Genomic DNA, 20,006 nt, shown 5'->3' with positions numbered 1-20,006 from the left:
CGCGGGCGCGGGGCCGTGACCGGCGGTCAGGGTCGGCGCGCCCCGCTGCCACCGGGCTCGTCCACGGGCACGGACGGCACGGCCTCGGTCGCCGGTGCCGCGTCCTCGGGGCCCCGTGCAGGGTCCTGCGCGCCCGTCAGGTCCGTCGACGTGGCGGGTACGGGCTCCAGGGGCACCGGCACCTCGGCCCCGCCGGTATCCCGGCGACGGGACAGCCGTCCGGCCAGCGCCGCGGCGGGCTCCGCGTAGCGGGCGGTGAGCGGTCCCACCACGACCAGGATCAGGACGTACGCCGTGGCCAGCGGGCCGAGGCGGGGCTCGATGCCCGCCGTCACCGCGAGCCCCGCGATCACGATGGAGAACTCGCCGCGCGCCACGAGCGCGCCGCCCGCGCGCCAGCGGCCCTTCACGGAGATGCCCGCCCGCCGCGCCGCCCAGTACCCGGTGGCGACCTTCGTGCACGCGGTGACCGCGGCGAGCGCCAGCGCGGGCAGGAGCACCGGCGGGATGCTCGCCGGATCGGTGTGCAGGCCGAAGAAGACGAAGAACATGGCGGCGAACAGGTCCCGCAGCGGCGCGAGCAGACTGTGCGCGCCCTCCGCGGCCTCGCCCGACAGCGCGATGCCGACGAGGAACGCGCCGACGGCTGCGGACACCTGGAGCTGCTGGGCGATGCCCGCGACCAGGATCGTCAGGCCGAGGACCACGAGAAGCAGCTTCTCCGGGTCGTCGCTCGACACGAACCGCGAGATGATCCGCCCGTAGCGCACCGCGACGAAGAGCACCGCGCCCGCCGCGCCGAGCGCGATCGCCAGCGTGAGACTGCCCGCAGCCCAGCCGACGCCCGCGAGGAGCGCGGTGATGATGGGCAGATAGACGGCCATCGCGAGGTCTTCGAGGACGAGGATGCTGAGGATGACCGGGGTCTCGCGGTTGCCGAGCCGCCCCAGGTCGTTGAGGACCTTGGCGATGACGCCGGACGAGGAGATCCAGGTGACACCGGCGAGGACGACGGCGGCCACCGGGCCCCACCCCATCAGGAGCGCGGCCGCGGCGCCCGGCAGCGCGTTGAGGGCGCAGTCCACGATCCCGGCCGGGTACTGGGTCTTGAGGTTGCTGACGAGATCGCTGGCCGTGTACTCCAGGCCGAGCATCAGGAGCAGCAGGATGACGCCGATCTCGGCGCCGATGGCGACGAACTCCTCGCTGGTGCCGAGCGGCAGCAGCCCGCCCGTCCCGAAGGCGAGTCCGGCGAGCAGGTACAGCGGAATCGGGGAGAACTGGAGGCGCCCGGCGAGGCGGCCGAGCAGCCCGAGCGCGAGGATGATCGCGCCGAACTCTATGAGCAGGACGGCAGAGTGCACGCGATCACTCCCGGCCGAGTATCGCCGCGGCGCTCTCGACGCCTTCCCGGGTGCCGATCACGATGAGGGTGTCGCCGCCCGCGAGCCGGAAGTCCGGCGTCGGGGAGGGGATGGCGTCGGCCCGCCGCAGCACCGCCACCACGGAGGTGCCGGTCTCGGTGCGCAGCCGGGTGTCGCCGAGCAGACGCCCGTTCCAGTGCGAGGTCGCCGCGATCTCGATGCGCTCGGCGAGCAGGCCCAGGTCGGTGGTGTGCAGCAGGTTGGGGCTCTGGTGGGTCGGCAGCAGCGCGTCCACGAGCGCCGACGCCTCGCCCGCGCTCAGCCTGAGCGAGAGCGCGCACGCGTCCGGGTCGTCGGAGCGGTAGGCGCTGAGAGTCCGGCCCCCGTCCCGGTGTGCCACGACGGACAAGCGCCGCTGTTCGCGGGTGGTGAGGTCGTAGCGCGTACCGATGCCTGGCAGTGGCGTTCGGCTCATACGTGGAGCGGACACAGCTCTCCCCTGATGCTCATGGGTTACTTCGTGCTCATGCCACCCTATCGGTCCAGATTTTACTGATACTTGGTGGTGCGGGGGTGGGGGCGGCGCTAAGCGGGTGCGGGGCCGGGACCGCGGAGCCGCTGCGCGGGAACGCCGGTCCGGTAGCCACTCGGTCACCGGCACTGGCTAGGTTTGCTTCACACACGTGCGTCACTTCGATGTCGGACCGCGGGGGAGCGGCGGAGCGCGAAGGGACGCGCACGTGCATGTTGATCATGCGGGGCTCGGAGGGGTGGACGGGGATGCACGCGGTGTGGCGGACGGTTGTCGAGGGGGTGACCGGCTCGATGGCCTACATCGTCGACGGGCGCTGGAACCTGATGGCGTACAACGCCGAGTTCGAGGCGCTCTTCCCGCGGGGGCGGGTGCCGTCCAACATCATGCGGTGGGTGCTGCTCGACGAGGAGGCCCGTGGGTACGCGCTGACCAACTGGGCCGAGGACTGGGCGCCCGTGGCCTGCCCGACACTCGGGCGGGCCGTCGCGGACCGCCCGGACGACGCCGAACTGGGCGAGCTTGCCGCCGACGTCCGGCGTGATCCCGTCGCGGGTCCCCTCTACGAGGCGATGGCGGAGTCGCGGGTCCTGCCCCTCGACGGGGTCGTACGCCCGATCCGGCACGCGGTGAAGGGGGCAGGCTGGGTGACCGCCGCCACCGCCAACCCGCTCATCGAGATCGACGCCCGATTCATGATGCTGCGGTTCCACGCGGGCGCGCAGCCGCCCGAACTGCCGCTGCCCCTGAGCGCGCAGGCCCCGCTGCCGTAGCGCGCCCGCCGCCGGGCCGCCCCCGGCCGCGCCGACTGTGGCGCATCCCGGACACGGATGTCACGCCACCGCCACGACGGCCGGTCACGCTGGCCGCATGACCCACTCGACCACGCAGACTCCGGGCCCGGCGGTGAGCCGGGGCGTGAAGCTGTTCTGGCTCGCGGCGCTGCTGTTCGTCGGCGGTTCGATCGTCGTCACGCTGTTCGGGTACAGCGGGCACTCGCGGGTGACCAGGCTGTACCAGAACGGGGTGACCGTCGAGGGCAGGGCCGTCGACGTCAGGACCGACGGGGGCGGCGGGACCAGCGGCATCACCGTGCGCTTCCGGCCGACCGGGAAGGCTCCCGTCACCGTCGACCTGCCCACCACGCCGTCGCTCCCGCGGACGAAGGAGGGGAGCCCCATCGAGGTGATCCACCACGCGGACGACACCTCCGACGTGCTGAGCACCGCGCAGTTGCGTGCCCTGGAGCCGGACTGGAACCCGCTGACGGTCGCGGGCTTCGCCCTGATGGCCGTCGGGGTGGGCGTGCTGTTCCCCGCGGGACGGAAGCGCGGGCCCCGCGGCACGGCGCACCCGGCACCGGCCGACGGCGCACCCCGGACCGGCTGACGCCCCCGGGCTCGCGCCCTACCCCTCGTACCGCCCGAGCACCGTCTCCACCGTGTCCGCGTCCCCCGCCGACTTGTCCTCGCGGTACCGCACCACCCGCGCGAACCGCAGCGTCACCCCCGCCGGATAGCGCGTGGAGCGCTGCAGCCCGTCGTAGGCGATCTCCACCACCAGCTCGGGGCGGACCCGGACCGTGAACCCGTCGTCCTCGACGGCGAGTTCACGCAGCCGCTCGGTCTGCCAGGCCAGCATCACGTCGGTCATGCCTTTGAAGGTCTTGCCGAGCATCGCGTACGTGCCGTCGTCGCGGCGCGCCCCCAGGTGCAGGTTGGACAGCTTCCCGGTGCGCCTGCCGTGCCCCCACTCGGCGGCGAGGACCACGAGGTCCAGGGTGTGCACGGGCTTCACCTTGAGCCAGGCGGCACCTCGGCGGCCCGCGCTGTAGGGGGTGTCGAGGCCCTTCAGGACGACGCCCTCGTGGCCGCGCTCCAGGGTCTTGGTGAAGAACGCTTCGGCGGCCCGGCGCTCCCCCTCGTCGGCGGGATCCGCCACGACCGTGCGCCGCACCCGCATCGGCTCGGGCACCAGCCGCGCGAGCCGTGCGTGCCGCTCCCGCAGGGGCAGGTCCAGCAGGTCCTCGCCGTCGACGGACAGGACGTCGAAGAAGACGGCGGACAGGGGCAGTTCGGTGGCCGCGCCGGCCACGTCGAGGCGGGATCCGACCCGGCCCGCGATGTCCTGGAAGGACCGCGGCCGCCCGTCGTCGCCGAGCGCGATCATCTCGCCGTCGAGGATGAAGCGCTCGCCGTCCAACTCGCCGACGGCGGCGGTCAGTTCGGGGAGTCGCTCGGTGATGTCGTCGAGCGTGCGCGTGTACGCCCGGACGCGGGCGCCGTCGCGGTGCACCTGGACGCGGATGCCGTCCAGCTTCTCCTCGACCGCGCACGGGCCGAGCTTGTCGATGCCCTCGCTGACGGACCCCGCGCCGTGCGCCAGCATCGGCTGCACCGGCCGCCCCACGGTGAGCCGGAACTCCTCCAGCGAGTCCGGCCCGCGCGCCAGCAACTCCCGCGCCACGGGGGCCGTCGCCCCGGCCAGCATCACCGCACGCCGCACCCGCGCGGCGGGCGCTCCCGTCGCCCGGGCCAGCCCCTCCACGGCCAGGGCGTCCAATGCCCCCTGCCGCACCTCGCCGGTCAGCAGGCCGAAGAGGAAGCGCTGCTCGTCCGCCGTGGCCTGGCCCATCAACTCCTGCACCAGCCGCCGCCGTTCGGCGTGCGCACCCGTGCCCGACACCCCGGCGAGCGCGGTGAGGGCGGCATCCACATCCCGGACCGCGAGCGTCGGCTCTGCCGCCGGGGCGACGGGTTCCTTGAGCGCGTTCCAGCCCACCCCGATCCGCCCCTGCGGCAGCCGCCCGGCGAGATACGGGATGACGAGCGGCACGTCGTCGGGCCCGGCCGCCCGGAACAGCTCGGCCAGCAGCTCGACCTTCCGCGACCGCGCCGACGTCGCGGCGACCCCCTTGGACACCTCGGCGACCCGGACGAACAGCATGCCGCCATCCTGCAATGCCTCACACGATCCCGCACGGCATGGGGTGCGGCGCGTGTGACGCCTGTCCTGGCCGCGCCGCCTGTGGTCGGGCTTGCTCTGTGTGGGTGGGGTGCCGTGGGTGGTGTCGGGTTCCGTGCGGGTTGGGGTGCGGGTGCGTGTGCGGCCCGCCTCGGCCGCACTGTCGCCGGTCGGGCCTGCCCTATGTCCGTACGACACCGCGGACGACACCCAGCTCCACCAGGTCCTGGGGGCGCAGCCGCAGCTCCCCGGCCAGTGCGGGCACGTCCTCGGGTGGGCGCTTGAGGATGGACGCCGCGGCCTCCGGGGCGATCACCGAGAAGTAACTGTCCGGTGTGGCCCAGGTGTTGGAGGGCGCGGCGAGCGCGAGCGCGCCGCCCGAGCCGCCCTCGCCCACGACGAGGGACGTGAGCGGGACGCGGGCGGCGGCGACGGCCGCGAAGACGTCGGCGATCGCCGCGCCCGCGCCCGCGCGCTCCGCCGCCGCGTCGTTGGCGGCGCCGGGTGTGTCGATGAGGGTGAGGACGGGGAGGGAGAGGCGGTCGGCCAGGCGGATGAGGCGGGCCGCGGTGCGGTATCCCGCGGGGCGGGTGGCGGTGCCGGTCTGGGCCGCGTACGCGATGGCCCGCCCGGCGCGCAGCCCGACGCCGCACAGCATCCCGTCGTCCGTGCCGCCGCAGCGGTCCCCGCTGATCGGCTCACGGGAGTCGAAGTAGGCGTCCAAGTAGGCCTCGGCGCGCGGCCGTTCGCCGGAGCGGGCACGGCGTACCGCGTCCCAGCCGGTCGCGGGCGGCGCCTCGTCCCCGAGGGCACGCGGCGGCTCGGGCGCCCCGGTGGCGGGTGTGGTGAGCAGTCGCAGCCAGTGGCCAAGGCGCGCGGACAGCCGGTCCGGCGCCACGACGGCGTCGACCGCGCCCGCCGCGAGCTGACCCTCCGCCGTGTACGCGGCCGGGTCGGCGTCCGGCGGCCGGACCCGCGACCCCGCGAACCCGACCTGCGCGCCCGGCAGCGCGAGGACGACGTCGGCACCCGCGCCGAGGGTCGCCCAGCCGCCACCCGTCGTCGGGTCCCGTACCACCGCGAGCTGCGGCAGCCCGGCCGCCCGGTTCAGCGCCGACTGGGCGGCCACGCGCTGGAGTTGGCGCAGCGCGACCATGCCCTCCTGCATGCGGCTGCCGCCGGTCGCGATGAGGGAGACGAGGGGGAGGCCGCGCTCGCGGGCGGCCGCGTAGGCCGCCTCCAGGCGGTCCCCGGTCCGCTCGCCGAGCGAACCGCCCAGATAGCGGAACTCGAAGGAGACGAGCACGGCCGCGCGGCCCGCGACCGTCGCCGTCCCGCAGACCACGGACTCCGACTCGCCGGTACGTTCCGTGGCGGCGGCCCGCGCGATGTCGTACCCCGTCCATGACAGGGGGCCGTCCGGCCCCGTGGACCGGTGCGGGTACGGGAGCTCGGCGAAGTCCGACGTCACGAGGGAGAGGGCCTCGCGTGCGGACACCCGGCCGGGCGCGCGGGGCCGGGATTCCGGGCCGTGCGGGGAGTTCGGAGCGTTCGAGGGGTCCGGAGGCGTCGGGGAGTCCGGGGTGTTCGAGGTGGGATCAGGCACGCCTCGTACTCCTACCCGTTCGCCCCGGCTTCGTCGAGGACCCACTGGCCCCGGTAGCAGATGAGGATCGGCCCGACCCAGTGGCAGACGGGGTTCGTGGTGGGCGGCGGGTCGGTGGGCGTGGGGGTGGGAACGGGTGTCGGCGTGGGGGTGGGGGTCGGCGTGGGAGTCGGCGTCGGGGTGGGAGTAGGCGTGGGGTCGACGGGGGTAGGAGTGGGGTCGACCGGAGTGGGTGTGGGGGTGGGTGTGGGCGTCGGTGTCGGGGTGGGAGTGGGGGTTGGAGTCGGTGTCGGGGTGGGCGTGGAGGGCGGAGTCGGCGTGGGTGTAGGCGTGGGGGTCGGTTCCGGCTCGGGTGGTTCCGTCGGCTCCGGCGGCTGCGTGGGCTCCGGTGCCGGGGCGACGGGCTCCGGCTGGGCGGGCGCGGGCTCCGGCGCGGGCGCCTCCGCCTCACCCGGCGGAACGGGTGCCACCGGCGCCGGTGGGACGGGCTGCTCAGGCGCGGGCGGCGCCACCGCCGGGGGCCGCGGAGCCACCACGTCGGGGGCTGCCGCGTCCGCCGCCGGAGCCGCCGGAGCCTCTGCGTCCGGGGCTGCCCCGTCCTCCGCCGGAGCCTCCGGAGCCGCCTCGCTCCTGGGCCGCGGCACAGCCCCGCCCTCCTCCCCGGGCGCCTCGGCCTCGCCGGGCGCCGCCGTCGGCCGCGGCGCGTGGCCGCTCCCGCTCTCCACCACCGTGGCCCGTGCAGGGGCCGAGCCGGTGCCGACTCCGCTGAGGACGAGGCCCGCGGCGACGGCGGCCGCGGTCGCCGTCGTGCCTATCGCCCCGGCCACGGCGACGGGCAGCTTCCCGCCCCCGGTGAGGACATGACGTACCCCGTGCAGGAGTCCCGCCTGGCCCGGCGAGCCCGACCCGGCGGCGGACGCCGCGACACCGGCCCCCGCTCCGGCCCCGGCCGCGAGCGGCACCAGGAACTTGCCCGCGCCGCCGAGCACGAAGATCAGCAGTGCCGGTCCCACCAGGGCGGGCAGCCGGTTGTTGGCGCGCGTCAGGAGGGCGAGCCGGGCCCGGCAGTCGGCGCAGCCGCCGAGGTGGTCGACGAGGGTCTCGGACTGGCGCGGGGACGCCTCGCCGCGGATGTGCGCGGGCATCCGGTCCCAGTGGGTCTCGCACGCCGGGTCCTCGGGCGCACCGGGGTGGGCGCGCAGGAACGCCTGCCGCATGCCCTCGCGCGCCCGGTGCAGAAGCACGGCCGTGGCCCCGCTCCCGGCGCCGATGCCGCGCCCGACCGCCTCCAGCGGCTGGCCCTCCGCCTCCGCGAGCCACAGCGCCTTCACCCAGCGCTCGGGCAGTTGGCCGAGCACGCGCGTGAGCAGGTCGACGGAGGAGACACGGGCGGCCGGGTCGCCGCCGCCGTCGGGGACGGTGGTGACGTCGACGGTCTCGGCCGCGCCCGTGTCCTGCGGGTCGCGCGGGGTCTCGCGCGCCGCGGCGCGCCCCGCGGACGACGCGAGATGCCGCACGGTCGTCATCAGATACGCCGGTACGTTCTCGATCTCGTGCCCGGCGGCGAGGCGCCGCCAGACACGGAAGTGCGCCTCGGCGACCAGGTCGTCGGCGATCCAGGCGTTGCCGGTCAGCGACCGGGCGTACGCGACGAGCCGCGGGTGCTCGGCCTCGTAGACGCGTGAGTACGCGGCGGTCGCGGCGCCGGACGCCTGGGCGGGGACACCGGCCCGGGAGTCCGCGGGAACGTCGGGCGGGACGTCCGATGGGATGTCTGCGGGGACGTCTGACATGGCAGGACACACTCCTGTCCCACTGCGGGGATGGGGACGAGTTCGGAAGCCTAGGCCAGAAATGTCCGACTTATCAGGGAGGAGTGGCGCAGGTCACAGAGATCTCTCTGTGCACTCCCGTAATGCGGGCACCCGCTGGGGGGTCGAAAGGGCAAGGAAGCAGCAGAAGTGGAGATCGACCATGGCCGTCACGCTCGAACAGTCCGCCCGTGCTCGTCTGATCACCCCCGAGGGCCGCGAGCGGCCGATTCCCGTGACGCTGCGCTATGCCGCGTCCGACCCGCTCGCGGTGCAGGTCACCTTCCCGCCCGAGGTGTCCCTCGACGGCGCCGAGGTCACCTGGATCTTCGCCCGCGGCCTGCTGGAGGAGGGGCTCGGCGCCCCGGCGGGTACGGGCGACGTGCACATCTGGCCGTGCGGGCGGGAGCGGACCGTCCTGGAGTTCCACGCGCCGCACGGACTGGCCCTGGTGCAGTTCGACCGGGCGGCGCTGCGCCGCTTCCTGATGCGCTCGTACGCCGTCGTCGGCTCGGGCAGCGAGGAGGCGGCGCGGGATCTGGACCAAGGGCTCACCAGGCTGCTCGGCGGGGTGTGAGCGGCGCGAACGCGGTGGGTCGGACCGTCGCCAGATAGGTTAGGCTGCCCTAACTCGATCAAGTGTGGTCGGGTGTCTCTAGGGAGGGGACCAGGGTGGGCCACGGTTGGGAAGGCGTCGTCCTCAAGCTGCTGCGCGGCAAGGACTTCCGTTTCACGGTGACCGGCGCCGACGAGGTGACCGAGCACTACCGCCGCCTTCACCTCACCGACGGCGGCATGCTCGCGGCGACCGGCGTGCACCCCACGATGTGGGTGCGGCTGTGGTTCGACAACGCGGGCAAGCCGCATCAGCGTGCCTACACGCTGGTCGACCCGGACGCGGAGGCCGGCACGTTCAGCCTGGAGTTCGCGCTGCACGACGGCCCCGCCAGCGAATGGGCGCGCAAGGCGGAACCGGGCGACACCATCGACGCGACCGTCCAGGGCACCGGCTTCGAGGTGCCGACCCCGCCGCCGTCACGGCTGCTCATGGTCGGCGACGCGGCGGCGCTGCCCGCGATCAACTCGCTCCTCGGCGCGATGCCGGACACCCCCGCGACGATCTGGTTCGAGACCCAGCACGCCGACGACCGCGACCTCGACCTGCGCGTCGACCCCGCACGCCACGACGTCCACTGGGTCGAGCGCGGCACCGGCGTCGACCGGGAGGCCCGGGCGGGGCTCGCGGCCGCCGTCGAGGAGGAGCCGGACGCGTACGTGTGGATCACCTGCGACACGACGACGACGCGGGCCCTGTCCGCGTACGCCCGCAAGGAGCTTGCCGTGCCGCGCCACCGGATCCACGCGCTCGGCTACTGGCGGCCGGGCCCGGCCTGACGCCGCCTCGAAGAAAGGCGCTCAGCCGTACAGCGCGGGCCGCTCCGCCAGGTCGACCGCGACCCGCGTGCCGTCGGCGAGCGCCCGCACCCCGGCCTCGGCGACGGCCGCCGCCGCATACCCGTCCCACGCGCTCGGACCCGCCACCCGCCCCTCGCGGACGCCCGCCACCCACTCCCGCACCTCGCGGTCGTAGGCGTCGGCGAACCGCACCACGTAGTCCTGCGCGATGTCCTGCCGGGCGCGCCCGGCCGAGCGCACCACCATGCCGGGCTCGTCGCCGATCCGGGCGCTGCCCCGCTCGCCGACCGCCTCGCACGTGACCTCGTAGCCGAACCCGCAGTTGACGAAGACCTCCACGTCCACGAGGGCGCCGCCCGCGGTCTCGAAGAGCACCAGCTGCGGGTCCTGGAGCCCGGCGGGGGCGGACGCCGACGGCCGCGGCCGGAGCACGGTCACCGCGGTGACCTCGTCGCCGAGCAGCCAGCGCGCCGCGTCGATCTCGTGCGACACCGAGCTGCTGATCAGCATCGCGGAGGTGAAGTGCGGGGGCGAGGACACATTGCGGTGGCGGCAGTGCAGCATCAGCGGCCTGCCGATGCTCCCGCTGTCCAGGAGCGCCTTGAGCCCGCGGTACTCGGCGTCGTACCGGCGCATGAACCCCACCTGGATCAGCCGCCGCCCGCCGCGTGCCTCCGCCTCGACCACGCGAAGCGCGGCCCGGGCGTCGACGGCGAGCGGCTTCTCGCAGAGCACGGGCAGGCCGCGCGCGAGGGCCGCGAGGAGCGCCTCCTCGTGCGCGTGGTCGGGCGAGGCCACCAGGACCGCCCGCACCCCGGGCTCGGCGAGGGCCGCGAGCGCGTCGGCGTGCACGCGCACGCCCTCGATCCCTGCGGCCGCCGCCTCGCCCCGCGCCCGGTCCGGGTCCGCGACGGCCACGACGCGGGCCCCGGCCACGGAGCGGGCGAGGCGCCGCACATGGTCGGCGCCCATGTGCCCGGCGCCGAGCACGGCCACCCCCAACGGTTCGCTCACGGCACGAACTCCCCTCCCAGCGCTCTGCGTCGGGCCACGGTAGCCGCCCGCCGCCGCACGATCACCACGCACCCGGCGATCAGCGCGGTCGAGCCGACGCCGACCAGGACGAGGGCGGGCCAGTCGGAGCCGTCGTCGGTCGCGGCGGGCGGCACGATCGCGGCCGCCGCGGTGTGGCGCGCCCGGTCCGGGGCCTTGCGCGGCTTGGCGGGCAGCAGCGAGCCCACCGGCCGCGCCCGGCCGGCCGCGGCGAAGCCCCAGTCGAGCAGCGACCTGGCCTCCTCGTACACGGAGTGGCCGCCCCGCTGCGGGTTCATCACCGTCACCAGGACCGTGCGCGCGCCCCGGTGCGCGGCGGCGATCAGCGTGTTCCCGGCCCCGCTGGTGTAGCCGTTCTTGACACCGATCAGGCCCGGGTAGCGGGCCACGCCGTCGGCGCCGGTCAGCAGCCGGTTGGTGTTCTGGATGGGGTAGGACCAGTTGCCGCTCGGGAAGCGCGCGACGGCCGTCGAGCAGTAGCGGGCGAACTGCGGATCGGCGAGCCCGGCCCGCCCGAACACCGCCAGGTCGTACGCGGACGACACCTGCCCCGGCGCGTCGTAGCCGTCGGGCGAGACCACGTGGGTGTCGCGGGCGCCGAGCGAGCGGGCCTTGGCCTGCATCTGCCGCACGGTGCGGTCCCAGCCGCCGTTCATCCCGGCGAGCACGTGCACGGCGTCGTTGCCGGAGCTGAGGAACACCCCCCGCCACAGGTCGGAGACCCGGTAGCTGCGGCCCGCCGCGACCCCCACCAGGCTGCTGCCGCCGCCGACACGGGACAGCTCGCGGTCGGTGACGGTGTGCCGGGTCTCGGGGTGCAGCCGGGGCAGCGCGGTGAGCGCGAACAGGGACTTGAGCGTGGAGGCGGGCGGCAGTCGGCGGTGCGCGTTGTGCGCGGCGAGCACTTCGCCCGTCCGGGCGTCGGAGACCACCCAGGACAGGGCGGTGAGTCCGCGGGGGAGTGCCGGTGTGCGAGGTCCCGGACGCACCTGGGTTCCGGGCCGGTCGAGCAGGGACGAGGAGTACGCGGGCGGCGGCTTCGGGGGCGCGGGTTCGGCGCAGACGGCCGGTCCCGCGAGGCAGACCAGGGCCCCGGTGGCGAGGGCTGTGGCGCGCAGTGCGGTGGCGCGCCGGACCGGGCGTGAAAGGTACCTGATGACCATTCAGCCACCGTAGGAGCGGGCTCCCAACTGCGCAGATCGGCTTGGCCCGGGTGGATGTACGCCGCCTTCGGACTGCTCCGCCCGGGCGGCCCGCACGGCCCGCGCGAGCACGGCCAGGGCGATGACCGCGCACACCGCGTTGCTCACCAGATCCGCCGTCAGGGACCCGCCGTCCTCCGGGCGTACGGGGAGGCCGCCCACACGTACGTCAGGAGCGCGCCGCCCGCGAGCGCGCACACATGCGGTGCTCCCCAGCCGGGCCGCCGCGGCCACCGCGCGACCGCGAGCGTTCCGATGACGGCCACGAGGAACCACAGGACCACGCCGATCCACTCGAACCAGTCGGCGGTGAGGAGCACGGAGGGGTGGCTGGGGCCGTGCGGAGAGTGGGCTGCGGCCGTGCGGCGTGGCGGGCCGGGGGAGCCGCGGGGCCGTGCCGGGTCGGCGCGGGTCCGCGGCTCCGGTGGACGGCTACGGCCGGGCGAAGTCCGCGGCCACGGCGCGGAACCGTGCCGTGGCCGCGTCCGAGCTCAGGCGCCGCAGCCCGGCCTTCTCCAGGACGCGCACGGAGGCCGGGTTGGCCAGCTCCACGTTGGCGTACACGGCGTCCACGCCGGGCGCGGCCAGGGCGAACTCGGCCAGCGCGCGGGTGGCTTCGGAGGCGTAACCGCGGCCCCGGCGCGAGGCGATGATGCCGTACCCGATCTCGATCGCCCCGTCGCTGGGCGGCCAGAACAGCCCGATCGAGCCGACGACCAGGCCGCCGTCGCGCTCGGCCACGAGCCGGTGACCGTGAGGGGCGAGGCCCTCGGGGTGCTCGGTGAGGAAACCGGCGATGACGCGGTCGCCCTCGGCGGGGAAGTCCGGCGCCCAGTCGGCGCGGCGGGAGTCCCCGACGACGGCGGCCAGTTCGTCCGGCGACCACGGGCGCAGCACGAGCCGGTCCGTGAGCAGGTCCCCGGCGGGGTCGGAGGAGGAGAAGGGGAAAGATGCGGAAGAGGCGGAAGGAGACATGCGGAACTCCTGGTCGATTCAGACGACCGGGCCGCGACTCACTGTCCCTGTGCGGCCCGGACAAGGGCATGCTGACGACGGGCCTGGCAGGCCATATTCATCAACCTCCTTCGTCGGAGCGGCAGTCCGGGGCGGGCGCGGAAGGCGCACGCGTCACCGGATCGTAGCAAGGGTGTTCGGCGGTCGGTGTGTCGGCTGCCTCGCCCCCGCCGGGCGCTGCCTCGGCGGACATCGGCTCGGCCCCGGCGGGTGGCACCTCGGCCGTGGCGGGCGCCGCCTCCGGCATCGCGGGCTCGCGCAGCGGGCGCAGCAGGAGCCAGCCCACGGCGGGCAGGGCGATCAGCGGGGCGAGGGCGACCTGGAGGGACGTCCTGTCGGCGAGGGAGCCGATGAGAGGACTGGCGAGGCCGCCGACGCTGACGGTCAGGCCGAGCGTGACGCCGCTGGCGGTGCCCACGCGCCGGGGCAGATAGTCCTGGCCGAGCGTGATGTGCAGCGAGAAGGGCACGTACAGGCCCGCCGAGGTGAGCGCGACGAAGAGGTAGAGGGCCGGGCCCGGTACGAGGACGACGCCCGCGACCGCGAGGACACTCAGCGCGTACGACCACCGCACGACCGGCACGCGTCCGTAGCGGGTGGCCAGTCGCCCCCCGGCCACCGTGCCCACCGCCCCGCCGACGTAGAGCACGAACAGCGCCGCCGTACCCGCGAACTCCCCGCCGAAGGCGCGCTCGCGCACGTACAGAGCGATGAACGCGCTCAGCCCGACGAACACGATCGAGCGGCACACCACGGCACCGGACAGGCGCAGGAACGACGGCCAGTCGTCGCTGCCGTCGGCGGCGCCGACGCGCGCCGACGCGGCCACCGCGCCGGGCGCCCGCAGGGCCCGCAGCGCCGCCACGCACAGCGCCGCGCCCGCGACGGCGGGGACGACGAGCAATGGTGACGCGCCCAGGCCGCCGGTGGCGACGACGGCGGCGACCAGCAACGGGGCCGTGGCGAAGCCGATGTTGCCGCCCAGGGAGAACCACCCCATCGCGGTGTGGCTGCCCCGGCTCGCGAGGCGCGCCGCCCGGGCCGCCTCGGGGTGGTAGGCGGCGACGCCGATCCCGGAGACGGCGACGACCGCCAGGGTGAGGGCGTACGAGCCGCCGACGCCGCTGAGCGCGACACCGGCGCCGCCCACCAGCGTGCTCACCGGCAGCAGCCACGGCATCGCCCACTTGTCGGTGAGCGCCCCGAACAGCGGCTGCACCACCGACGAGAGGAGCGAGGCGGCCAGGACGATGCCGGAGGCGGCGGCGTAGGAGTAGGCCCGCTCGGCCACGAAGTACGGCACGAGCGCGGCGACCGAGCCTTGATACACGTCCACGCAGGCGTGGCCGAGGGCCATCAGGGTCAGCGGTCGGTCGCGGGTGGTGCGCCGTCGTGGCGCGGAGCCGGGGCGGGGCTGCGAGCGGGGTGGGACCGTGGTCCTGTCTGTGGGCACCTGTCGATCGTCGCGAGGGCACCCGCTGTCGGGCTTCCGATAAAGTGCCAGCTTGTATCGATGATCCGCCAGGGGGTATGCCGAAGGCCCGCCCCGGTCCGGGCCGACCGCCTGACGGAGGCCCCGCCCCGCCCGGAGGTGCCACCGCCCGTGCCGGAAGCCGTCCGCCACACCCCCAAGGCCCCCACCCACGTCCGGACCCTGGCCGCCGGGCAGCGCATCGACGCCCACCGGCACGACGACCACCAGATCGTCCTGCCCGGCAACGGGGTCGTCGCCGTCACCACCGAGGCCGGTACGTGGTTCGCGCCCGGGACCCGCGCCATCTGGGTGCCCGCGGGCACCGTCCACGCCCATCGCGCCCACGGCCACCTGAACGCGCACTTCGTGGGCTTCCCCGCGGGCGAGAACCCGCTGGGCCTCGACGCGCCCACCGTCCTGTCCGTGAGCCCGCTGCTGCGCGAGCTGATCATCGAATACACACGGGTCCCCACCGACACCGGCCCCGAACGCCGCAGGCTGCGCGCCGTCCTGCTCGACCAGCTGTGTGCGTCCCCGCAGCAGCCGATGCAGCTCCCCACCCCGTCCGACCCGCGCCTCGCGGCGGTCTGCGCCCTCGTCCACGACCACCCCGAGGACCCCCGCACGCTGGCCGCGCTCGGCGCCGCGACCGGCGTCGGCGAGCGCACCCTCAGCCGCCTCTTCCGCGCCGAACTGGGCATGACCTTCCCGCAGTGGCGCACCCAGTCGCGCCTCTACCACGCCCTGCGGATGCTCGCGGACGACACACCCGTCACCACCGTGGCGCGGCGCTGCGGCTGGTCGTCGCCGAGCGCGTTCATCGACGTCTTCCGCAGGTCCTTCGGGTACACGCCCGGCACCCACAACCGCCGCCCCTGACCACGGCCCCCGGCCGGGGCGGCGCCGAGGGTGCTTAGGATGCCGTCATGGCTGATCCGGACCCCTCGACCCGTCCCTCCGCGCGGGATCCGGAGCTGGGCTTCCCGCCGCCCGGCGAGGTGCTGCACCGGCTGCGTACCCAGCGGGGCATGTCACTGCGTCAGGTCGCCGCCGAGTGCGGCCTCTCCGTCTCCTTCCTGGCGTCCCTGGAGCGCGGCGAGACCGACATCGCCCTGGAGCGGCTCGGGCGGCTCGCGAAGGTCTTCGGGCACGACGTCGGCTCGTTCCTCGGGTTCTCCCGCGGCCGTGCCGCCCCCTCGGTCTTCCCCAGGGAGGAACAGGAGACGCTGAACCGGGCGCCCGGTGTCGTCTACCGCGTGCTGCGCTCGCCGGAGCTCGGATACCAGGTCGTCACCGGCGACTTCGCCCCCGGCTGCGGCCTCACCGAGGACCTCCGGCACGAGGGCACCGACCTCGTCATGGTCACCCGCGGCACCCTCGTGGCCCGCTACAACGGCGTGGACCACGCGCTGCGCGCCGGGGACTGCATCCAGTGGTCGGCGGGCCATCCGCACACGTTCCGCAACGACGGCGACGAACCGGCACAGATGGTGGTCGTGCTGTTCTCCAGCCTCTACTGAGGCCGCGCGCCCGCCAGGGCCCAACTGCCCCACGGACACCTGTCCGTGGGGCTTTTCGCTGCCTGCGGACGGGAGCGCGGCCAGAGTGCGGCAGGTGCGCGGCGGAGGCCAGGACCCTCTCGTCATGAACAGTATTCTGGACTACAGTGCAATTTATCGCACACGATGAGACGGGTGACGCCCGTCCTGGGGAGGGGCTCATGGTCGCGGAACTGGTCAGGACCTGGGTGGCGGGCTGGGCCGTGTCACGACGGACGCCCCGGCCGACGGAGCTGGCCTGGGGGCTGTACGTGGAAGTGGAGGTGGACGACCCCAAGGAGGTGGGCCGCATCGTGCTGCCCGAGCCGAGCGCGGCCACGGTGCGCGCGGCGGCCGCCTCGGTCGAGGCGCCGCACACCTGGCTCAAGTTTCCCGGGGAGCCGCGCGACGCGGAACCGTGGCTCCCCGAGGGCTGGGTGGTCGACGAGGAGGAGTCGGGCCATCTGATGACGGTCGGGCTCCGGCACACGGAGCCGGTGGCGCCCGACGGCTACAGCGCGTCGGTCGGGACGGACGACGGCGTCACCTTCGTGCGCGTGCACGACGCCGCCGGCGGCCTCGCGGCCCAGGGCCAGATGGCCGTCCTCGGGCAGGCGAGCGTCGTGGACCGCGTCGTGACCCAGGAGGCCCACCGCCGCCGCGGCCTCGGTGGCTTCGTCATGCGTACGCTCGCCGACGAGGCTCTGGCACGCGGGGCGAGAGTGGGCGTCCTGGGCGCGACCGACGACGGGCGCGCGCTGTACGAAACGCTGGGCTGGCAGCTCAGCACGCCGCTGACGGAGTGCGTGTACCGGCCCTGAGGAGGCGCGGGCGCGTCAGGCGGGGAGGTGCGCCTCGATCGCGGAGACGACCTCCGCGGCGTCCGGCTCCGTCTTCGGGGAGAAGCGGGCGACGACCTTGCCCGAGCCGTCTACCAGGAACTTCTCGAAGTTCCAGCGCACGTCCCCGGTGTGGCCCTCGGCGTCCGCCGTCGGCACCAGACGCTGGTACAGCGCGTGCCGTCCGTCGCCGTTGACGTCGACCTTCTCCGTCATGGGGAAGGTCACGCCGTACGTCGCCGAGCAGAACTCGGCGATCTCCTCGGACGTGCCGGGCTCCTGGCCCATGAACTGGTTGCAGGGCACGCCGAGGACGGTGAAGCCGCGTGCGGCGTACGTCTCGTGGAGGCGCTCCAGGCCCGCGTACTGCGGGGTCAGCCCGCACTTGGAGGCGACGTTGACGATGAGGACGGCCTTGCCCAGGTACTGGGACAGGTTCGCCGGGCCGCCCTGGAGGGTGTCGATCTCTACTGCGTCGTAAACAGACATGAGGCGGAGCCTACGCGTCGGCGGCGCGGCCGGACGCGGCGGCACCGGGCGGCGTCCCCGGGGTGTCCCGGAGCTGGTCACGGTGCAGCTTGCCGTGCGCGACCAGCTCGACGGTGAGGGCCACGGCCACCGCCTGTACGGCCATCAGGGCGATGAGGACGAAGAGCTGCACGGCGCCCGCCTGCACCGGCGACGCGCCGCCGAGCAGCATGCCGACGAACGCGCCGGGCAGCGTGACGAGGCCGACGGTGCGGGTCTGGTCCAGGCCCGGCAGAAGGGCGTCGGACGCGGCCGGGCGGATCACTTCGAGGCGGGCGTCGCGGGGCAGCAGGCCGATGGCGAGGCCCGCCTCGAACTCGCCGAACCGGGTGCGCAGTTCGTCCAGGGCGCGGCGGCCCCCGAGGACCGTCGCCGTGAGCGCGCCGCCGATGAGGATGCCGGTGACGGGGATCATCGCGATGCCGTGGACGGGGACGAGGCCCGCCAGGGTGAGGGCGGCGACGACCGGCACGACGGGCGCCGCGATGGGCACGGCCGCCCACCACCAGGTGCCGTTCGGGGTGATGCGCCGCCCGGCCGTGCGGGTGGCCACGGCGAACATCACCAGCAGGAAGGCGAAGAGGGCCGCCGTGTGGTGGATCACCCAGCCGATGAGCAGCGACACCACGGCCAGTTGGGCCGTCGCCCGCACCCCGGCCACGACGATCTCCCGCGCCCGGCCCCGCGACCCGTCCGGCGAGAGCCGGAACACGGCGGCCGCCGTCGCCGCGGCGAGCAGCAGCACGACCAGCACGACGGCGAGCGTGACGTTGACGGGCAGCAGGGTCTGAGCAGCGATTTCACGCACGTGCTCACCCTAGGTGCGGGGGGCCGTAGGCTCCTCGTACCGGCGCGTTCCGGCCCCTGGGGCGGCGGCGCCGGACGGGACGTACAGGCGAGAGAAGGGCGAGAGTCATGGCGCAGCAAGTGCGGGGCGTGGTCGCACGCGCGAAGGGTGAGCCGGTACGGATCGAGACCATCGTCGTGCCGGACCCCGGCCCCGGCGAAGCCGTGGTGAAGGTCCAGGCGTGCGGGGTCTGTCACACCGACCTGCACTACCGCGAAGGCGGCATCAACGACGAGTTCCCGTTCCTGCTCGGGCACGAGGCGGCGGGCGTCGTCGAGTCGGTGGGCGAGGGCGTCACCGAGGTCGTGCCCGGCGACTATGTGATCCTCAACTGGCGTGCCGTGTGCGGCCAGTGCCGCGCCTGCAAGCGCGGCCGCCCCCAGTACTGCTTCGCCACCCACAACGCGAAGCAGAAGATGACCCTGACCGACGGCACCGAGCTCGCGCCCGCGCTCGGCATCGGCGCGTTCGCGGAGAAGACGCTGGTCGCCGCCGGGCAGTGCACGAAGGTGGACCCGGCCGCGTCCCCGGCCGCGGCGGGCCTGCTCGGCTGCGGCGTGATGGCCGGGCTCGGCGCCGCGATCAACACCGGCGGGGTGGGGCGCGGCGACTCGGTGGCCGTCATCGGCTGCGGTGGCGTCGGCAACGCCGCCGTCGTCGGCGCCCGGCTCGCCGGCGCCGCGAAGATCATCGCGGTGGACATCGACGACCGGAAGCTGGAGACCGCCCGCGGCCTCGGCGCCACCGACACCGTCAACTCCCGCGAGAACGACCCCATCGAGGCCATCCGCGAGCTGACCGGCGGCTTCGGCGCCGACGTCGTCATCGAGGCGGTCGGCCGCCCCGAGACGTACGAGCAGGCCTTCTACGCCCGGGACCTCGCGGGCACGGTCGTCCTGGTCGGCGTGCCCACGCCGGAGATGCGGATCGACCTGCCGCTGCTCGATGTCTTCGGACGCGGCGGCGCGCTCAAGTCCAGCTGGTACGGGGACTGTCTGCCCTCGCGGGACTTCCCGATGCTCGTCGACCTGTACCGGCAGGGGCGGCTCGACCTGGACGCGTTCGTCACCGAGACGATCGCGCTCGACGAGGTCGAGAAGGCCTTCGAGCGGATGCACCACGGGGACGTCCTCCGCTCGGTGGTGGTCTTCTGATGGCCGCCTCCGAAGCCGCCGCGGCGCCGGGCGGCGCGCGCGTCGACCACCTCGTCACCTCCGGCACGTTCTCGCTGGACGGCGGCACCTGGGACGTCGACAACAACGTCTGGATCGTCGGCGACGACCACGAGGCCGTCGTCATCGACGCCGCGCACGACGCGGAGGCCATCGCGGCCGCCGTGGGGGAGCGGCGCCTGGTGGCGATCGTGTGCACGCACGCCCACGACGACCACGTCGACGCGGCGCCCGCGCTCGCCGACCGCACCGGCGCGCCCGTCCTGCTGCACCCGGCCGACCTGGAGCTGTGGAAGCTCACCCACCCGGACCGGGCGCCGGACGGCGAGCTGGCCGACGGGCAGGAGCTGACCGTCGCCGGGACGGTGCTGCGGGTCCTGCACACCCCGGGCCACTGCCGGGGCGCGGTGAGCCTGTACGCCCCGGCGCTCGGCACGGTCTTCACCGGGGACACGCTCTTCGCGGGCGGTCCCGGCGCGACCGGCCGGTCCTTCAGCGACTTCCCGACGATCGTGGACTCCATCCGCGACCGGCTCCTGACGCTGCCGCCGGAGACGGTGGTGCGCACCGGTCACGGCGACAGCACGACGGTCGGGGCGGAGGCACCGCACCTGGAGGAGTGGATCGCGCGCGGCCACTGACCCGC

The 20,006-nt window shown here is 74.7% G+C and carries 21 protein-coding genes; 9 read left to right on the top strand and 12 right to left on the bottom strand.

Going from position 1 to position 20,006, the window contains the following annotated elements; genetic code table 11:
• Positions 1 to 26: 26 nt before the first annotated feature.
• Together ACZ6AA_RS09210 and ACZ6AA_RS09205 are read right to left on the bottom strand one after the other, a co-directional pair.
• Positions 27 to 1,364: a cation:proton antiporter gene (locus ACZ6AA_RS09210; RefSeq protein WP_468459111.1), complete on the bottom strand. Its 1,338-nt coding sequence runs from the start codon at positions 1,362 to 1,364 to the stop codon at positions 27 to 29.
• 4 nt (positions 1,365 to 1,368) lie between these two features.
• Positions 1,369 to 1,839: a cation:proton antiporter regulatory subunit gene (locus ACZ6AA_RS09205; protein WP_468459109.1), complete on the bottom strand. Its 471-nt coding sequence runs from the start codon at positions 1,837 to 1,839 to the stop codon at positions 1,369 to 1,371.
• A 269-nt stretch (positions 1,840 to 2,108) separates the two neighbouring features.
• Here ACZ6AA_RS09205 and ACZ6AA_RS09200 point away from each other — a divergent pair, with 269 nt between their 5' ends.
• Both ACZ6AA_RS09200 and ACZ6AA_RS09195 read left to right on the top strand, forming a co-directional pair.
• Positions 2,109 to 2,669, top strand: a complete 561-nt coding sequence (locus tag ACZ6AA_RS09200; protein WP_468459107.1) for an MmyB family transcriptional regulator — start codon at positions 2,109 to 2,111, stop codon at positions 2,667 to 2,669.
• A 97-nt stretch (positions 2,670 to 2,766) separates the two neighbouring features.
• Positions 2,767 to 3,285 carry a DUF3592 domain-containing protein gene (locus ACZ6AA_RS09195; protein ID WP_468482109.1) on the top strand — a complete coding sequence of 173 codons (519 nt, stop codon included), beginning with the start codon at positions 2,767 to 2,769 and terminating at the stop codon, positions 3,283 to 3,285.
• Positions 3,286 to 3,303: 18 nt separating this feature from the next.
• Here ACZ6AA_RS09195 and ACZ6AA_RS09190 read toward each other — a convergent pair whose 3' ends face one another.
• The 3 genes from ACZ6AA_RS09190 to ACZ6AA_RS09180 form a co-directional block, all read right to left on the bottom strand.
• Positions 3,304 to 4,842 carry an ATP-dependent DNA ligase gene (locus ACZ6AA_RS09190; protein WP_471457123.1) on the bottom strand — a complete coding sequence of 513 codons (1,539 nt, stop codon included), beginning with the start codon at positions 4,840 to 4,842 and terminating at the stop codon, positions 3,304 to 3,306.
• Positions 4,843 to 5,041: 199 nt separating this feature from the next.
• Positions 5,042 to 6,358 (bottom strand): carboxyl transferase domain-containing protein, encoded by a 1,317-nt coding sequence (locus ACZ6AA_RS09185; protein ID WP_471457846.1) that lies wholly within the window; start codon positions 6,356 to 6,358, stop codon positions 5,042 to 5,044.
• A gap of 119 nt (positions 6,359 to 6,477) precedes the next feature.
• Positions 6,478 to 8,259: a sigma factor gene (locus tag ACZ6AA_RS09180; protein ID WP_471457121.1), complete on the bottom strand. Its 1,782-nt coding sequence runs from the start codon at positions 8,257 to 8,259 to the stop codon at positions 6,478 to 6,480.
• Between the two features lie 181 nt (positions 8,260 to 8,440).
• Here ACZ6AA_RS09180 and ACZ6AA_RS09175 point away from each other — a divergent pair, with 181 nt between their 5' ends.
• Positions 8,441 to 8,854: an SsgA family sporulation/cell division regulator gene (locus ACZ6AA_RS09175; protein WP_471457119.1), complete on the top strand. Its 414-nt coding sequence runs from the start codon at positions 8,441 to 8,443 to the stop codon at positions 8,852 to 8,854.
• Between the two features lie 95 nt (positions 8,855 to 8,949).
• Positions 8,950 to 9,672 carry a siderophore-interacting protein gene (locus ACZ6AA_RS09170; protein WP_471457117.1) on the top strand — a complete coding sequence of 241 codons (723 nt, stop codon included), beginning with the start codon at positions 8,950 to 8,952 and terminating at the stop codon, positions 9,670 to 9,672.
• Positions 9,673 to 9,693: 21 nt separating this feature from the next.
• Here the strand turns inward: ACZ6AA_RS09170 and ACZ6AA_RS09165 are convergent, their stop codons facing one another.
• The 5 genes from ACZ6AA_RS09165 to ACZ6AA_RS09145 form a co-directional block, all read right to left on the bottom strand.
• Positions 9,694 to 10,707, bottom strand: coding sequence for a Gfo/Idh/MocA family protein (locus ACZ6AA_RS09165; protein WP_471457115.1), 1,014 nt, complete (start codon positions 10,705 to 10,707; stop codon positions 9,694 to 9,696).
• Positions 10,704 to 11,909 (bottom strand): D-alanyl-D-alanine carboxypeptidase family protein, encoded by a 1,206-nt coding sequence (locus ACZ6AA_RS09160; protein WP_471457113.1) that lies wholly within the window; start codon positions 11,907 to 11,909, stop codon positions 10,704 to 10,706. Before ACZ6AA_RS09160 ends, ACZ6AA_RS09165 begins: the two co-directional genes overlap by 4 nt.
• A gap of 158 nt (positions 11,910 to 12,067) precedes the next feature.
• Entirely contained in the window at positions 12,068 to 12,268 is a 201-nt protein-coding gene (locus ACZ6AA_RS09155; RefSeq protein ID WP_468459091.1) for a hypothetical protein, read from the bottom strand.
• Positions 12,269 to 12,380: 112 nt separating this feature from the next.
• Positions 12,381 to 12,923, bottom strand: a complete 543-nt coding sequence (locus ACZ6AA_RS09150) for a GNAT family N-acetyltransferase (RefSeq protein ID WP_471457111.1) — start codon at positions 12,921 to 12,923, stop codon at positions 12,381 to 12,383.
• 100 nt (positions 12,924 to 13,023) lie between these two features.
• Positions 13,024 to 14,319: an MFS transporter gene (locus ACZ6AA_RS09145; protein WP_471457844.1), complete on the bottom strand. Its 1,296-nt coding sequence runs from the start codon at positions 14,317 to 14,319 to the stop codon at positions 13,024 to 13,026.
• 246 nt (positions 14,320 to 14,565) lie between these two features.
• Here ACZ6AA_RS09145 and ACZ6AA_RS09140 point away from each other — a divergent pair, with 246 nt between their 5' ends.
• From ACZ6AA_RS09140 to ACZ6AA_RS09130, 3 genes are all read left to right on the top strand, one after another.
• Positions 14,566 to 15,315, top strand: a complete 750-nt coding sequence (locus ACZ6AA_RS09140) for an AraC family transcriptional regulator (protein WP_471457109.1) — start codon at positions 14,566 to 14,568, stop codon at positions 15,313 to 15,315.
• Positions 15,316 to 15,362: 47 nt separating this feature from the next.
• On the top strand, positions 15,363 to 15,956 hold the full coding sequence (locus ACZ6AA_RS09135) for a cupin domain-containing protein (RefSeq protein WP_471457107.1): 594 nt from the start codon (positions 15,363 to 15,365) through the stop codon (positions 15,954 to 15,956).
• 200 nt (positions 15,957 to 16,156) lie between these two features.
• Positions 16,157 to 16,795, top strand: a complete 639-nt coding sequence (locus ACZ6AA_RS09130) for a GNAT family N-acetyltransferase (RefSeq protein ID WP_471457105.1) — start codon at positions 16,157 to 16,159, stop codon at positions 16,793 to 16,795.
• 15 nt (positions 16,796 to 16,810) lie between these two features.
• Here the strand turns inward: ACZ6AA_RS09130 and ACZ6AA_RS09125 are convergent, their stop codons facing one another.
• A complete protein-coding gene (locus ACZ6AA_RS09125) occupies positions 16,811 to 17,302 on the bottom strand; it encodes a glutathione peroxidase (protein WP_468459081.1) in 492 nt (163 codons plus the stop codon).
• 10 nt (positions 17,303 to 17,312) lie between these two features.
• A complete protein-coding gene (locus ACZ6AA_RS09120) occupies positions 17,313 to 18,149 on the bottom strand; it encodes an ABC transporter permease (protein WP_468459079.1) in 837 nt (278 codons plus the stop codon).
• A 107-nt stretch (positions 18,150 to 18,256) separates the two neighbouring features.
• Here ACZ6AA_RS09120 and ACZ6AA_RS09115 point away from each other — a divergent pair, with 107 nt between their 5' ends.
• Both ACZ6AA_RS09115 and ACZ6AA_RS09110 read left to right on the top strand, forming a co-directional pair.
• Positions 18,257 to 19,342, top strand: coding sequence for an S-(hydroxymethyl)mycothiol dehydrogenase (locus tag ACZ6AA_RS09115; RefSeq protein WP_471457103.1), 1,086 nt, complete (start codon positions 18,257 to 18,259; stop codon positions 19,340 to 19,342).
• Positions 19,342 to 20,001 carry an MBL fold metallo-hydrolase gene (locus ACZ6AA_RS09110; protein ID WP_471457101.1) on the top strand — a complete coding sequence of 220 codons (660 nt, stop codon included), beginning with the start codon at positions 19,342 to 19,344 and terminating at the stop codon, positions 19,999 to 20,001. Before ACZ6AA_RS09115 ends, ACZ6AA_RS09110 begins: the two co-directional genes overlap by 1 nt.
• Positions 20,002 to 20,006 lie beyond the last annotated feature (5 nt).

The sequence above is a fragment of the Streptomyces sp. NPDC040610 genome (genome assembly GCF_055594065.1).
This window is presented reverse-complemented; position numbering and strand designations above follow the sequence as displayed.

Coding starts and splice junctions, on each gene's coding strand:
- ACZ6AA_RS09205 (WP_468459109.1), bottom strand. CDS start 1,839: ATGAGCCGAACGCCACTGCCAGGCATCGGTACGCGCTACGACCTCACC.
- ACZ6AA_RS09110 (WP_471457101.1), top strand. CDS start 19,342: ATGGCCGCCTCCGAAGCCGCCGCGGCGCCGGGCGGCGCGCGCGTCGAC.
- ACZ6AA_RS09115 (WP_471457103.1), top strand. CDS start 18,257: ATGGCGCAGCAAGTGCGGGGCGTGGTCGCACGCGCGAAGGGTGAGCCG.
- ACZ6AA_RS09190 (WP_471457123.1), bottom strand. CDS start 4,842: ATGCTGTTCGTCCGGGTCGCCGAGGTGTCCAAGGGGGTCGCCGCGACG.
- ACZ6AA_RS09160 (WP_471457113.1), bottom strand. CDS start 11,909: ATGGTCATCAGGTACCTTTCACGCCCGGTCCGGCGCGCCACCGCACTG.
- ACZ6AA_RS09145 (WP_471457844.1), bottom strand. CDS start 14,319: ATGGCCCTCGGCCACGCCTGCGTGGACGTGTATCAAGGCTCGGTCGCC.
- ACZ6AA_RS09180 (WP_471457121.1), bottom strand. CDS start 8,259: ATGTCAGACGTCCCCGCAGACATCCCATCGGACGTCCCGCCCGACGTT.
- ACZ6AA_RS09195 (WP_468482109.1), top strand. CDS start 2,767: ATGACCCACTCGACCACGCAGACTCCGGGCCCGGCGGTGAGCCGGGGC.
- ACZ6AA_RS09130 (WP_471457105.1), top strand. CDS start 16,157: ATGGTCGCGGAACTGGTCAGGACCTGGGTGGCGGGCTGGGCCGTGTCA.
- ACZ6AA_RS09135 (WP_471457107.1), top strand. CDS start 15,363: ATGGCTGATCCGGACCCCTCGACCCGTCCCTCCGCGCGGGATCCGGAG.
- ACZ6AA_RS09125 (WP_468459081.1), bottom strand. CDS start 17,302: ATGTCTGTTTACGACGCAGTAGAGATCGACACCCTCCAGGGCGGCCCG.
- ACZ6AA_RS09150 (WP_471457111.1), bottom strand. CDS start 12,923: ATGTCTCCTTCCGCCTCTTCCGCATCTTTCCCCTTCTCCTCCTCCGAC.
- ACZ6AA_RS09175 (WP_471457119.1), top strand. CDS start 8,441: ATGGCCGTCACGCTCGAACAGTCCGCCCGTGCTCGTCTGATCACCCCC.
- ACZ6AA_RS09200 (WP_468459107.1), top strand. CDS start 2,109: ATGTTGATCATGCGGGGCTCGGAGGGGTGGACGGGGATGCACGCGGTG.